The sequence below is a fragment of the Mycobacterium sp. genome, from assembly GCF_035640695.1.
Taxonomy (GTDB): Bacteria; Actinomycetota; Actinomycetes; order Mycobacteriales; family Mycobacteriaceae; genus Mycobacterium.
Genome location: NZ_DASQVQ010000077.1, coordinates 1 through 12,376 on the forward strand (window position 1 = coordinate 1; position 12,376 = coordinate 12,376).

General features: G+C 67.2%; 18 protein-coding genes. 2 read left to right on the forward strand and 16 right to left on the reverse strand.

Translation table 11 applies throughout. The features are described from left to right. On the forward strand, positions 1-288 hold a 288-nt coding region (locus VE759_RS09620; RefSeq protein ID WP_324930938.1), incomplete at its 5' end, for a hypothetical protein. Positions 289-297: 9 nt separating this feature from the next. Here VE759_RS09620 and VE759_RS09625 read toward each other — a convergent pair. The 4 genes from VE759_RS09625 to VE759_RS09640 form a co-directional block, all read right to left on the reverse strand. Then, positions 298-1,125, reverse strand: coding sequence for a class I SAM-dependent methyltransferase (locus tag VE759_RS09625; RefSeq protein WP_324930940.1), 828 nt, complete (start codon positions 1,123-1,125; stop codon positions 298-300). Next, positions 1,122-1,592, reverse strand: a complete 471-nt coding sequence (locus VE759_RS09630; RefSeq protein WP_324930943.1) for a MarR family transcriptional regulator — start codon at positions 1,590-1,592, stop codon at positions 1,122-1,124. Before VE759_RS09630 ends, VE759_RS09625 begins: the two co-directional genes overlap by 4 nt. An 89-nt stretch (positions 1,593-1,681) precedes the next feature. Then, positions 1,682-2,563 (reverse strand): formylglycine-generating enzyme family protein, encoded by an 882-nt coding sequence (locus tag VE759_RS09635; protein WP_324930946.1) that lies wholly within the window; start codon positions 2,561-2,563, stop codon positions 1,682-1,684. Between the two features lie 17 nt (positions 2,564-2,580). After that, the gene (locus tag VE759_RS09640; RefSeq protein WP_324930948.1) at positions 2,581-4,932 is read right to left on the reverse strand and encodes an arylsulfatase; all 2,352 of its coding nucleotides are present in this window, start codon (positions 4,930-4,932) and stop codon (positions 2,581-2,583) included. Positions 4,933-5,037: 105 nt separating this feature from the next. Here VE759_RS09640 and VE759_RS09645 point away from each other — a divergent pair, with 105 nt between their 5' ends. Next, positions 5,038-5,274 carry a hypothetical protein gene (locus VE759_RS09645; RefSeq protein ID WP_324930951.1) on the forward strand — a complete coding sequence of 79 codons (237 nt, stop codon included), beginning with the start codon at positions 5,038-5,040 and terminating at the stop codon, positions 5,272-5,274. Positions 5,275-5,317: 43 nt separating this feature from the next. Here the strand turns inward: VE759_RS09645 and rpsQ are convergent, their stop codons facing one another. From rpsQ to VE759_RS09705, 12 genes are all read right to left on the reverse strand, one after another. Then, a complete protein-coding gene (gene rpsQ, locus VE759_RS09650) occupies positions 5,318-5,665 on the reverse strand; it encodes a 30S ribosomal protein S17 (protein WP_414687870.1) in 348 nt (115 codons plus the stop codon). Further along, positions 5,662-5,895 carry a 50S ribosomal protein L29 gene (gene rpmC, locus VE759_RS09655; RefSeq protein ID WP_324930957.1) on the reverse strand — a complete coding sequence of 78 codons (234 nt, stop codon included), beginning with the start codon at positions 5,893-5,895 and terminating at the stop codon, positions 5,662-5,664. Before rpmC ends, rpsQ begins: the two co-directional genes overlap by 4 nt. Continuing rightward, complete coding sequence (gene rplP / locus VE759_RS09660) at positions 5,895-6,311, reverse strand: 50S ribosomal protein L16 (protein ID WP_324930961.1); 417 nt, start codon at positions 6,309-6,311, stop codon at positions 5,895-5,897. The genes rpmC and rplP overlap by 1 nt, the downstream gene beginning before the upstream one ends. 3 nt (positions 6,312-6,314) lie before the next feature. Beyond that, the gene (gene rpsC / locus VE759_RS09665) at positions 6,315-7,208 is read right to left on the reverse strand and encodes a 30S ribosomal protein S3 (protein WP_324930964.1); all 894 of its coding nucleotides are present in this window, start codon (positions 7,206-7,208) and stop codon (positions 6,315-6,317) included. After that, positions 7,208-7,912, reverse strand: a complete 705-nt coding sequence (gene rplV, locus VE759_RS09670) for a 50S ribosomal protein L22 (RefSeq protein WP_324930967.1) — start codon at positions 7,910-7,912, stop codon at positions 7,208-7,210. The genes rpsC and rplV overlap by 1 nt, the downstream gene beginning before the upstream one ends. Beyond that, positions 7,909-8,190, reverse strand: coding sequence for a 30S ribosomal protein S19 (rpsS, locus tag VE759_RS09675; RefSeq protein WP_324930970.1), 282 nt, complete (start codon positions 8,188-8,190; stop codon positions 7,909-7,911). The genes rplV and rpsS overlap by 4 nt, the downstream gene beginning before the upstream one ends. A 21-nt stretch (positions 8,191-8,211) precedes the next feature. Continuing rightward, positions 8,212-9,054: a 50S ribosomal protein L2 gene (gene rplB / locus VE759_RS09680; RefSeq protein WP_324930973.1), complete on the reverse strand. Its 843-nt coding sequence runs from the start codon at positions 9,052-9,054 to the stop codon at positions 8,212-8,214. 29 nt (positions 9,055-9,083) lie between these two features. Beyond that, positions 9,084-9,386, reverse strand: coding sequence for a 50S ribosomal protein L23 (gene rplW, locus VE759_RS09685; protein ID WP_324930976.1), 303 nt, complete (start codon positions 9,384-9,386; stop codon positions 9,084-9,086). Next, a complete protein-coding gene (gene rplD / locus VE759_RS09690; RefSeq protein ID WP_324930977.1) occupies positions 9,386-10,048 on the reverse strand; it encodes a 50S ribosomal protein L4 in 663 nt (220 codons plus the stop codon). The genes rplW and rplD overlap by 1 nt, the downstream gene beginning before the upstream one ends. Next, complete coding sequence (gene rplC, locus VE759_RS09695; RefSeq protein ID WP_324930979.1) at positions 10,048-10,725, reverse strand: 50S ribosomal protein L3; 678 nt, start codon at positions 10,723-10,725, stop codon at positions 10,048-10,050. Before rplC ends, rplD begins: the two co-directional genes overlap by 1 nt. Before the next feature lie 14 nt (positions 10,726-10,739). Next, on the reverse strand, positions 10,740-11,045 hold the full coding sequence (gene rpsJ, locus VE759_RS09700; RefSeq protein WP_280834476.1) for a 30S ribosomal protein S10: 306 nt from the start codon (positions 11,043-11,045) through the stop codon (positions 10,740-10,742). Positions 11,046-11,427: 382 nt separating this feature from the next. Beyond that, on the reverse strand, positions 11,428-12,376 hold a 949-nt coding region (locus VE759_RS09705; RefSeq protein WP_324930985.1), incomplete at its 5' end, for a carboxylesterase family protein.

A 12,376-nucleotide genomic window follows, 5' to 3' on the forward strand; every position in this document is an offset into this window, starting at 1 on the left:
GTTGGGCGTTCGACCGGGCTTGCGCCACGCCCGCTTCAAGCGGCATTGATTGCGGTGGCGACAGCCGCCGTCCTGACGATGGCCGTCCTTACGCTGGCTATGGGCGCCGACCGGGACCTCAACGGGAATGTCACGGCCGTAATCGCCGATACGACGACGACGAATTCCGTGCAGTCGGGAGTGCTTTCAGCTCCGAGCGTGGCGCCCACACTCAAGGCGCCGGCCTTCGCCGGCGGTGGGTGGCCCGGGGCCGGTCCGTTCCACGGCGGTGGCTGGCCCGGGCGGTAAAGCGTGTTGTCAGCCGTTGGCGCGGTTAAATGAGAAGCGATACAAGCGGTGCGAGTCGCGCACCATCGGCAGTCTATAGAGGCTCCCGAAGACCAGTCGCTGGGGCGTGAGCGGGATCCGCTCGTATCCGCTCATCGCCGACGTGGACTCCAGACAGCGCAGCCGTGGGTTCCACCGTTCGATTTCACGGCGGTCGCGGACACCTGACTTGATCAGCTTCGAGGTGCGCGGTCCCCACTGCGACAGCACGTCGAAAATCACTTCGCCGCTGCCGAACCGGTCGGTGATGCGCTCAAGCAGCTGCCGAATTTCGGCCTCGGTCAAGTAGGGCAACAGACCTTCGGCGACCATCAGCGTCGGATGCTCGGCCGGAACCTCGTCCAACCAGCCAGGATCGATGACCCGGGCGCCGATCATCCGATAGCCATCGGTGCCGTCACAGAGCCTGCGCCGCAACGCGATCAGTTCGGGCACGTCGACATCGAACCACTGCACCTCGGGCGGCGGGGCCACCCGCAACGCCCGGCTGTCCAGTCCGCACCCTAGATGCAGCACCACCGCATCGGGATGACGGCTCACAAAGTCGGTGGTCCAGGCGTCGAACTGCCTCGCGCGCAACGCCACCCGGAACTGAGTAGTCCACGGCAACGCGGCACGGTGCATCCGGTGCCAGTCATAGTCGATGCGCTCCACCGCCTCGGCGGCGAAGTGATCGCCCAGCATCGGATCGCAGAGCCGGCTTTCGCAGGCCCGCAAGTACAGCGTGCACAAGGCTGTCCACTCAACCGAGCGCCAACCCACCGCGGTGAAGTCAAGCTTGCCCGTGCGGCTCGTCATGAGCGCCTCCGTTTCTCGCGATACTCGTTCCACGAAGCCATCCACTGCTGCCCGTACTCGTGGGCGGAGAACTCGCAAAAGTCGCGGAAGTCCTCCAGGCGTTCCCGCTGTTCGGCCCGGTTCTCAGCCAAAATCGACAACCCGAACTCGGCCGCCGCGACCCCCAGGCTCATGCGCGACAGCTGAGTGCCCAGCACACTGGTAAACCCGCCCGGGGTGACCCGATACAGGTGCTGCCGCGTCGAGCTGGGTATCCGCTCGATCATGCCGGCGTCCTGCAAGAGGCGGGCCACCGTGCTGACCGAGGCCTTACTGACCGACAACGCCTGCGCCAAGTGTGTCAACGACTGCGCCGGCGGGTCACAAATCAGCAGCCACCCATACACCCGGCCCATGGTGCGCGGACCGCCCGCCATCTCGAAGAACAGGCCCATCCGGCCGACGAACTCGGCCTCACCCGGCGACACAAACCGATACTAGTACGTTTAGTACGAACTGAACGAGCTATACAGATGCTGCTATACAGATGCTGTCGTCAAGGAAGGTTCGGGTTCGGTTAAGCCGCGTCGGCCACGCAGCGAAACCCGATGTGGGTCGTCGCGCTGTCTTGGGACTGCGGCGATCGTGCTGCCGGCCGGTAGCGGTGGCAGTACTCGGGCGCGCATAGGTGTGAGCCGCCCTTGAGCGTCTGGTTGACGGCCGGGTCCACGGCGGGCGCGCAGCAGGCCGTCTGCTGGGCGCCGCCGACCCGGTGATGCGCGGTGTAGACGGTCGTCGTCCACTCCCAGACGTTGCCGATCATGTCGACCAGCCCGAAGCCGTTCGGCGCGAACGTGCCGACCGGCGAGGTGCCGAACCAGCCAAGGGCGCCCTCGTTGCGGTACGGGAACTTGCCCTGCCACGTGTTGGCCATCAACTGGCCGCTCGGCGCGGGCTGGTCACCCCAGGGATAGGTGGTTGCCGCCCCGGCGCGCGCGCCGTACTCCCATTCGGCTTCGGTCGGCAGCCGGCGGCCGGCCCAGCGCGCGTAGGCCAGCGCATCCGCGTAGGCGATCTGCACCACCGGGTGGTCGGCCTTGCCGGACACGTCGGAATCCGGCCCGAAGGGATGGCGCCAGCTCGCGCCCGGCGCCCAGGCCCACCACTGCCGCCAGTCGCGCAGATCGACCGGTCCGGCCGTCGGCCGGAACACCAGCCCGCCCGGCGCGAGGTCCGACGCCGCCGCACCGGGATACAACGCGGGATCGAGCTCTTGTTCGGCGACCGTGACGTAGCCGGTGTCGCTGACGAATTCGCCGAATTGCGCATTGGTGACCGGATGTTGCTCGATCGCCAAGGCGCCGACGACCACGGTGTGGATGGGCGCCTCTTCGGGGTAGAAGCCCGTCGAGCCCATGCGGAACGATCCGCCGGGCACCTCGACCAGCTCGGTCAGCATGTGTCCAGGGTAGGACGTTAATCGCGGGCGAACGCCTCCGCGAACGCGCTTTCCAGATCGAGGTAGGGCTTCCCCGACACATCGACGTTGACCTGCGCGATCGTGCCGCCGGTGAACGGGAACGGCGCCTTGTACGCGCGCGACACCGGAGAACCGCTGTTGCGCCCGATGCTCAGGCTTGCACCGGCCAGGCCGAATGTCCCGGGATGGGTCTGCACGCCCTCCAGCGTGGCGACGACGCTGTCGTCGATGTACAGCGTCGCGTCGCCGAGCGGGGTGTGGCTGTTCGCCACGGTGCCGGTGCGGTCGTAGGCGACACCGAACGTGTGCTTACCCAACGGAACCGCACCCGACGACGACAACTTCTGTTCCTGCTCGCCGAGGAAGTTGTAGACGTAGTGCAGACGTCCATCCTGGACGAACAGCACGTGGCCGCCGTGCGCGCCGCCCTGCTTGAACAACACCCCCTCGGCGCCGGTGGTGTCCATCGTGACCTCGGCCATCACCGCAAACGACCGGCCGCGGATCTCGACTGCCGCACCGATGCCGACGTCGGCGGTGCCCGGGTAATAGGGGTAGGCGTCATGCTCGCCGGCCAAATACGGCCGCCAGCGTGTCATCGTCTCGATAATGTTGAGATCGGCCAGCGGGAGCCCGTTGTACTTGGCGGCCTCGGAGAACCAGAGCGCCTTCATCTCCTCGAGCTTGTCGGGCTGCTCAGCGGCGAGGTCGTGGCACTGGCTGCGGTCGGCCTCGATCTGGTAGAGCTCCCAGCGGTCCTTGTCGAAGTGCGACCAGCCGGCCGGTGTCGCGGCGTGCACGGTGTTGGCGAACCAACCCTGGTGCCAGACACCGCGGGTGCCCAGCATCGTGTAGAACTGGGTGTGCTTGCCGGTGGGAAGCGACGAATCGGTAAGCGCCGTTTTGAAACTCACGCCGTCGAGCGGCTTCTGCGCGACGCCGCGCACGGTCGCGGGCGCAGTGATGCCGAGCAGGTCGTACACCGTCGGCGTGACGTCGCAGACGTTGACGTAGTTGTCGCGCACTTCGCCATGTGGCGCAATGCCTCTCGGCCACGAGATGATCGCCGGATCAGCGATCCCGCCTTCGTGGGAGGCATAGCGCTTGTACAGCTTGTACGGCGCGTTGAACGCCATCGCCCAGCCGATCGGGTAGTGGTTGTATGTTTCGGGGCCGCCGAGATTCTCGATGAAGCCCATGTTCTCTTCGACGGTGTCGATGTAGCCGTTGAAGAACTTCACTTCGTTCACGGAGCCATTCGGGCCGCCCTCGCCGCTGGCGCCGTTGTCGGAGATCACCACGATGATCGTGTTGTCCAGTTGGCCGGACGCCTCGAGATAGTCCAGTACTCGGCCAAGCTGGGCGTCGGTGTAGCTCTGGAAGCCGGCGAACACCTCGGCCATCCGGCAGAACAGCTTCTTCTCTTCGTCGTTGAGTGTGTCCCAGGGCCGCACGGTGTCCTGCGGCGGCCACGGCTCGCCGTTGGGGCCCTTGACATCGAGGTACGGGTTCACCGGCGACAGTTCGGTGTCCGGCGGCACCAGCCCCAGCCGCTTCTGGTTTTCCAGTACCACTTCGCGATAGCGTTCATAACCCATGTCGAACCGGCCGGCATAGCGGTCGGCCCATTCCTTGAAGACGTGGTGCGGGGCATGCCCGGCGCCCGGGCACACGTAGCCAAACCACGGCTTGGTCGGGGCGATCACCTTCGCGTCGCGGATGAACTCGATTGTCTTGTCGGCGATGTCCTTTGACAGGTGGTAGCCCTCGTCCGGGGTGGCCGGCGGCGCCACCGGGTGGTTGTCGTACACCAGATCGGGGTACCACTGGTCGGTTTCGCCGCCCATGAACCCGTAGAATCGCTCGAACCCGCGCGAACATGGCCAATGTCGTTTGGTCGAAGCGAGATTCGACTCCTCGAGCGGAGTCAGGTGCCACTTGCCGACACAGTAGGTGTTCCAGCCCTGTTCTGCGAGCACCTCGGACAACAGCGCGGTCTCGTACGGGATGCGGCCGTTGCAGTTCGGGAACCCATCGGTGAACTCCTCGATCGTCGCCATGCCGACCGTGGTGGCGTTGCGCCCGGTCAACAGCGACGCCCGGGTCGGCGAGCACAGCGCGGTCGTGTGGAATTGCGAGAGCCGCACGCCGCGGTCGGCGATCCGGGTCATGGTCGGCATGTCGACCAGACCGCCGAAGCAGTCCCAGGTGGCGATGCCGGTGTCATCCCAGACGATGTAGAGGACGTTCGGCGCGCCCTCGGGCGCCGTCGGCGCGGCGTACGGGCCCCAATCCGGTTCGGAATCCCGGATATCCACCTCGATCTTGCCCTGAAACTCCGTGGCCATCGCCGGCTCCGTTCTGCGGTCGCTCCGCCATGTTCGTGGGTGGCGGCGACGTTACACCCGCTACCTGTCGGTTTGTCCCGGAATTGACGACGGCGGCATTACTTGTTGGCATCGTTCTTGGCGCCGTTCTTGGCGCCGTTCTTGGCGCCGCTGCGCCCGACGCGGCCACCACTGGACGGTCGCCACCGGGGATCGTCCATCCCAGCCAGCCGGTCGCTGGCCGCGGCACTGGAAGCCGGCGCGTTCGATCGCGTTGACCACGATCAGCTCGCCGACTTCCATGCCGGGATCCGACACGTGCTCGATGGAATAGAGGTGCAGGCCAAGCGTTCTCGCCGGTAGCGGCCGGCCGCACTGAGCGAGGGCCTCGCCAAAACCTCGCCGGTCAGCGAGCCTTTTCGAGGATCTCGACGAGCCGCCAGCGTTTGGTCGCCGACAACGGACGGGTCTCCATCAACGAAACCCGGTCACCGATGCCCGCGATGCCGTCTTCGTCGTGCGCCTTGACCTTCTTGGTGGTGCGGATGATCTTGCCGTACAGCGCGTGCTTCATGCGGTCCTCGAGCTCGACGACGATTGTCTTCTGCATCTTGTCAGACACCACGTAGCCGATTGCCGTCTTACGCCGGCCGCGCGGCTTCTGCTTGCGCGGAGTGTGCTTGGGCCCCTTGTCTTTCGGCGCGGCCTTGGTGGCCTTCGCCGCGGTATCGCCGGTCGTCTTCTCTGCCATCACGATTCCTCACCGCTGGGACCGGAGGCCAGACCCAGCTCACGCTCGCGCAGCACCGTGTAGATGCGCGCAATCTCCTGGCGCACCGTGCGCAGCCGACGGTTGTTGTTGAGCTGGCCGGTCGCCATCTGGAAGCGCAGGTTGAACAACTCTTCCTTGGACTCGCGCAGCCGCTCGGTCAACTCTTCGTCGGTGAGCTCGCGCAGCTCGCCAGCGGACACTCCCACCGCCATCAGAACTGCTCCTCTCGGGTCACGATGCGTGCCTTGATCGGCAACTTGTGGATCGCACGGGTCAACGCGGCGCGGGCGATCTCCGCATTGGGGTAACTCAGCTCGAACAGCACCCGGCCCGGCTTGACGTTGGCCACCCACCACTCCGGTGAACCCTTGCCCGAACCCATGCGGGTTTCGGCGGGCTTCTTGGTCAGCGGACGGTCCGGAAAGATGTTGATCCACACCTTTCCGCCACGCTTGATGTGCCGGTTGATGGCGATACGGGCCGCCTCGATCTGCCGGTTGGTGATGTAGGCGTGCTCAAGTGCCTGGATGCCGTAGTCACCGAAACTCACCGTGGTGCCGCCGCTGGCGATGCCGCGCTGCTTGGGATGGTGCTGCTTGCGGTGCTTGACCTTGCGGGGGATCAACATGATTCAGCTCTCCGTGCTCTGCGTTTCGGTCGCCGTGTCGGTGGGCGGCGCGGTGGACTCGCCGGCCGCGGCTTCGGTGCCCGCAGCGGCTTCAGCGATCGCGGGCGCCTCTTCCACACCGGCCGCGGCTTCCGCGCTGGCGCGGCCCGCTTCGGTGCTCGTCGCCGTCGTGCCCGACGCGCCGCTGCGGCGAGGCCGGGTGCCGGACGGGCGCTCGCGCCGCGGGCGCTCCCCGCCGGATGGCGGTGCAGCGGCCAGCTCCCGCTTGCCACCGACGATGTCGCCCTTGTAGATCCACACCTTCACACCGATGCGACCGAAGGTGGTCTTGGCCTCATACAGGCCGTAGTCGATGTCGGCGCGCAGCGTGTGCAGCGGGACGCGGCCCTCGCGGTAGAACTCCGAGCGGCTCATTTCCGCGCCGCCGAGGCGGCCCGAGCACTGCACCCGGATGCCCTTGACGTTGGGCTGACGCATCGCCGACTGGATCGCCTTGCGCATCGCGCGGCGGAACGCGACACGGTTCGAAAGCTGCTCAGCCACGCCCTGGGCCACCAGTTGCGCCTGCGACTCCGGGTTCTTGACCTCGAGGATGTTGAGCTGAACCTGCTTGCCGGTCAGCTTTTCCAGGTCGGCGCGAATGCGGTCGGCCTCGGTGCCGCGCCGCCCGATCACAATGCCCGGCCGCGCGGTGTGGATGTCGACGCGGACCCGATCGCGGGTGCGCTCGATCTCCACGTCGGCGATGCCGGCGCGCTCGAGACCGGTGGCCAGCAGCCGCCGGATCGCGACATCTTCCTTGATGTAATCGGCGTACTGCTTGTCGGCATACCACCGCGACTTCCAGTCGGTGGTGATACCGAGCCGGAAGCCGTGCGGATTGATTTTCTGGCCCACTACTGCGAGCCTCCCTTCGGTTCGGAAGCCTTCTCGGGCGCCTTCTTTGCCGGGGCCTTCTTGGCGGGCGCCTTCTTGGCGGGCGCGTCCGTCGCAGTGCCCGATGTCGCCGACCCGGCGGCCTTCTTGGCGGGCGCCTTCTTGGCGGCTGCCTTCTTGGCGGCTGCCTTCTTGGCGGGCGCCTTCGTCGCAGTCTCCGATGTCGCCGACCGCGCGGCTCCGGTGTCCGATGTCGCCGACCGTGCGGCTCCGGTGTCCGATGTCGCCGACCGTGCGGCTCCGGCGGCCTTGCTGGCTTGTGCGCGGCGGGCCCGCGCGGCGCTGGCCGACCTGCCGGCGCGCTCACCACGCTGCGGGCGGCTCTCCACGACCACCGTTATGTGGCTGGTGCGCCTGCGAATCCGGAACGCACGACCCTGCGCGCGGGGTCGGATGCGCTTGAAGGTCGGGCCCTCGTCGGCGAACACCGACGCCACCACCAACGTGGACGGGTCCAGGCCATTGTTGTTCTGCGCATTGGCCGCCGCACTCGCGATCGCCTTGGCGACCGGCTCGCTGGCGGCCTGCGGCGCCCACCGCAGGATGTCGAGGGCCTCGGACACCGGCTTGCCGCGCACCAAGTCGATCACCCGGCGCGCCTTGGTCGCCGAGACCCGCACGAAGCGGGCCTTCGCGACCGCGGTCGGAAACTCGGTGCTCGTCATCGCCTCTTGGCCCTTCGGTCATCCTTGATGTGGCCCTTGAACGTCCGAGTCGGCGCGAACTCGCCAAGCTTGTGCCCGACCATCGCCTCGGTGACGAACACCGGGACGTGCTTACGGCCGTCGTGCACGGCGAAGGTGTGCCCGATGAAGTCGGGGATGATCGTCGAGCGACGCGACCAGGTCTTGATGACCTGCTTGGTGTTCTTCTCGTTCTGCGCGTCGACCTTCTTGAGCAGATGGCCGTCGACGAACGGACCCTTCTTCAGACTGCGTGGCATTCCATGAACTCCTGGCTACCTCTACCGGTGATGCTTCTTGCCGGTGCGCCGGCGTCGGACGATCAGCTTGTCGCTTGCCTTGTGTGCCCTGCGGGTGCGGCCCTCGGGCTTGCCCCACGGGCTCACCGGGTGGCGGCCGCCGGAGGACTTGCCCTCACCACCGCCGTGCGGGTGGTCAACCGGGTTCATCACCACACCACGAACGCTGGGGCGCTTGCCCTTCCAGCGCATGCGGCCGGCCTTGCCCCAGCTGATGTTCGCCTGATCGGCGTTGCCCACCTCGCCGACCGTGGCGCGGCAGCGCACGTCGACGCGGCGAATCTCGCCGCTGGGCATGCGCAGCGACGCGTAGCTGCCCTCCTTGCCGAGCAGCTGGATGCTCGAGCCGGCGGAACGGGCCAACTTCGCACCACCGCCCGGTCGTAGCTCCACGGCGTGGATCTGGGTGCCGGCCGGGATGTTTCGCAGCGGCAGGTTGTTGCCGGGCTTGATGTCGGCGTTCGGGCCGGACTCCACCCGGTCGCCCTGACCGAGTCCCTGCGGCGCGATGATGTAGCGCTTCTCGCCGTCGAGGTAGTGCAGCAACGCGATCCGCGCCGTGCGATTCGGGTCGTATTCGATGTGCGCGACCTTCGCCTCGATGCCGTCCTTGTCGTTACGACGGAAGTCGATGATCCGGTAGGCCCGCTTGTGGCCGCCGCCCTTGTGCCGGGTGGTTATGCGGCCGTGCGCATTACGGCCACCGCGACCGTGCAGCGGCCGTACCAGCGACTTCTCCGGTGTCGAGCGGGTGATCTCCGCGAAGTCGGAGACGCTGCCGCCGCGACGCCCGGGGCTTGTCGGCTTGTACCTGCGAATTCCCATGTCTTCTAGGTCTCTCTGCTATCCGCCGGCTACGCCGGGGCTCCGAACAGGTCGATGGGCTTGCTACCTGGCGCCAGCGTGACGATCGCCCGCTTGGTGTTCTTGCGCTTCCCGTATCCCGTCCGGGTGCGCTTGCGCTTGCCTTGGCGGTTGGCCGTGTTGACCGAGGCGACCTTGACGTTGAAGATCTTCTCGATCGCGATCTTGATCTGCGTCTTGTTCGAGTCCGGGTGCACGACGAAGGTGTACACGTTGTCCTCGATCAGTCCATAGGACTTCTCGGAGATGACCGGGGACAAGATGATGTCGCGTGGGTCGGTGACGGTCGCCATCAGGCCGAAGCCTCCTGCTGCTGCTTGATGTTCGCGGTGATGAACGCGTTCAGTGCCTCGACGGAGAAGACCACGTCGTCGGAGCGCAGCACGTCATAGGTGTTGAGCTGGTCGGGCGCCAGCACGTGCACGCCCGGAAGGTTGCGCACGCTCTTGGCGCCGGTTTCGTCGCTGCGGCCGATCACGATCAGCACCCGCTTGCGGTCTGTCAGGTTGCCCAGGAAGGCCCTGGCGCTCTTGGTCGACGGCGTCCGGCCGGACACCAGCTCGGTGACCGCGTGAATACGGCCGTTACGCGCCCGGTCCGACAGCGCGCCGCGCAGCGCGGCCGCGATCATCTTCTTCGGTGTGCGCTGGCCGTAGTCGCGCGGCTTCGGTCCGTGCACCACGCCGCCGCCGGTGAACTGCGGCGCCCGCGTCGAGCCCTGACGAGCCCGGCCGGTGCCCTTCTGCCGGTACGGCTTGCGGCCGCCGCCGCGGGTCTCGCCGCGGGTCTTGGTCGAGTGGGTGCCCTGGCGCGCCGCCGCCTGCTGCGCGGTTACCACCTGATGCATCAGCGCGATGTTGGGCTCGACGTCGAACAGCTCGGCGGGCAGCTCGACCGTGCCCTCCTGCTCGCCGGCCGGGCTGTGCACGTCAATCTTCAGTGTCTTGGCTGCCATTACTTCTCGCCTCGCTTGATCGCGCTGCGGACCATGACGAGTCCGCCCTTGCGTCCGGGAATGGCGCCCTTGATCAGCAGCACGCCGTTTTCCGCATCGACCTTGTGCACCAAGAGGTTCTGCGTCGTTACCCGGTCATTGCCCATCCGCCCGGCCATCCGGGTGCCCTTGAACACCCGGCCCGGGGTGGCACAGCCACCGATGGATCCAGGTCGCCGGTGCACGGCCTGCGCGCCGTGGCTGGCACCCTGGCCGCGGAAGCCGTGCCGCTTCATCGTGCCGGCGAAACCCTTGCCCTTCGACGTGCCCGTCACGTCGACATAGCTGCCGTCGGAGAAGATCTCGGCGGTCAGCTCCTGGCCCACCTCGTACTGGGCGGCGGCCTCGGGGTCGTCGAGGCGCAGTTCGGCCAGATGCCGCCGCGGGTTCACGCCTGCCGCGGCGTACTGGCCGGTGACCGGCTTGTTCACCTTTCGGGGGCTGATCTCGCCGTAGGCCAACTGCACGGCGCTGTACCCGTCGCGCTCCGGGGTACGGATGCGGGTCACCACGTTGGGCCCGGCCTTCACGACGGTCACCGGAACGACCCGGTTGTTCTCGTCGAACACCTGCGTCATGCCCAGCTTGGTGCCCAGAATGCCGCGCCGCGGTGCGGCGGATTTTCGCTGGCTCGCCATTTCTGCAGGGTCTCCTACTGGATGTTGACGTCGACGCTCGCCGGAAGATCGATGCGCATCAGGGCGTCAACGGTTTTCGGCGTCGGATCGATGATGTCGATGAGTCGCTTGTGGGTGCGCATCTCGAAGTGCTCGCGCGAGTCCTTGTACTTGTGCGGCGAGCGGATGACGCAGTACACGTTTTTCTCTGTCGGCAGCGGCACAGGGCCCACCACGCTGGCGCCGGTGCGGGTGACCGTCTCGACGATCTTGCGCGCCGAGGCGTCGATCGCTTCATGGTCGTAGGCCTTGAGCCTGATGCGGATCTTTTGTCCCGCCACGCTTGGTTACCTCACTCCTATGGCCCGGCGCAGTTCGCGCTGTTGTGCCGCCGCTGTTTACCTGTCCTGGTTCACCGACCCCCGCGGTCGGGTGTGTCACCCGCACGCAGCCCCGTCCACGCCGGAAATCCGTCGCATTACGGGGTGGGACCGGAGCGCCCGTCCGGGCGCCGATCGCATGCCCGGGCCTGCCCGCGCCGAAGCGCGCACCTGCCGCAAGGCAACCTGAATAGTATGCCTGACGATCCGCTGTGCGGCCAAATCCGCTCTGGTGAGGAGGTTGGCCGCCGGAATCGAGGCTTTCTTACTCCAGAGTAAGATGCGGCACGTGACGAGTCAGCGCGGCACACGTGTCGTCGCCGCCGGTCATGTGTCGCGACGTCTAGCGGGGCGGCAGGCCGGCCCAGAACGGGCATTGATGAGCTAGGTCGAAGTTCGTCACCGTGCGCAGATCATCGGGCAGCAGCGACATCCGCGGCCCGGTGGTGACATCGTTTCCCAGCGCCGGCCACGGCGGCGCGCCGGTCACTTGCGGTGATCCGGTGGCGACGAACTGGCTCCAGTAGCCGATCATCTGGTCCGACAGCCGGCGCTGGGCCGGCGGCAACGGCGCGCCTCCGATGTCGAACAGGTAACGCAGCTCGAGCGAATGGCTCGCGCCCAGTGGAAACGGCAGCCGCTGAAACGGTTCCGGCGCCGGGGCGGCGCGGTCGCCGAACTCGTAGGCGAAAACAGGTGCGCCACGTGCCAATCCGTCCGCGATCCGGTCGGCGGGACAGGCGAACACGCCGTCGGTGACGGTGGCCGCATAGGCCAGCGCCGGGCTGCCGCCGTAGCGGTCCAGCGGATAGCGCGGCGCGATTTGGCCGGCCGGCGCGCCGAACGTCTCGTCGAGCGCCTGCGCGTACCGCGGCATCTTGCCCGTCCGCAGATACTGCAGACCGACGAACAGCGTGAACTCGTCGGAGTTGGTGCCGATCAACACCGGCACGCGGGCCGCGCGGCCCTGCGCGAACGCCGTCATCGGGTCGATCGGAATCTCCGCGGTGCCAGTGACCGGCCCGGTCAGCGAGTCGTCGCCGACGTGGTAGTACCACGGTGGGGTGGTCAGCTTGCCGGGCGGTAACGCGCGCAGGCAGCCGGCGGCCGTTTGCACGTCGCCGCAGCCGAGCGCGGCGGCGTAGTCGACACTGACCCGTTCGGCGGTGGGCCGGTCGGCCTGCGCCTGACACGGCCCGCTCTGGATGATCGCGGCGCGGAACAGGCCGGCGGAACCCGGCGCAACCAGGTGGTCGCACACCGACATGCCGCCCGCCGACTCGCCGGCGATG

Excerpts from the sequence above, each read along its gene's own strand:
- VE759_RS09625 (WP_324930940.1), bottom strand. The coding sequence starts at position 1,125 with ATGACGAGCCGCACGGGCAAGCTTGACTTCACCGCGGTGGGTTGGCGC.
- VE759_RS09635 (WP_324930946.1), bottom strand. The coding sequence starts at position 2,563 with ATGCTGACCGAGCTGGTCGAGGTGCCCGGCGGATCGTTCCGCATGGGC.
- VE759_RS09640 (WP_324930948.1), bottom strand. The coding sequence starts at position 4,932 with ATGGCCACGGAGTTTCAGGGCAAGATCGAGGTGGATATCCGGGATTCC.
- rpmC (WP_324930957.1), bottom strand. The coding sequence starts at position 5,895 with ATGGCGGTGGGAGTGTCCGCTGGCGAGCTGCGCGAGCTCACCGACGAA.
- rplP (WP_324930961.1), bottom strand. The coding sequence starts at position 6,311 with ATGTTGATCCCCCGCAAGGTCAAGCACCGCAAGCAGCACCATCCCAAG.
- rplV (WP_324930967.1), bottom strand. The coding sequence starts at position 7,912 with ATGACGAGCACCGAGTTTCCGACCGCGGTCGCGAAGGCCCGCTTCGTG.
- rpsS (WP_324930970.1), bottom strand. The coding sequence starts at position 8,190 with ATGCCACGCAGTCTGAAGAAGGGTCCGTTCGTCGACGGCCATCTGCTC.
- rplB (WP_324930973.1), bottom strand. The coding sequence starts at position 9,054 with ATGGGAATTCGCAGGTACAAGCCGACAAGCCCCGGGCGTCGCGGCGGC.
- rplW (WP_324930976.1), bottom strand. The coding sequence starts at position 9,386 with ATGGCGACCGTCACCGACCCACGCGACATCATCTTGTCCCCGGTCATC.
- rplD (WP_324930977.1), bottom strand. The coding sequence starts at position 10,048 with ATGGCAGCCAAGACACTGAAGATTGACGTGCACAGCCCGGCCGGCGAG.
- rplC (WP_324930979.1), bottom strand. The coding sequence starts at position 10,725 with ATGGCGAGCCAGCGAAAATCCGCCGCACCGCGGCGCGGCATTCTGGGC.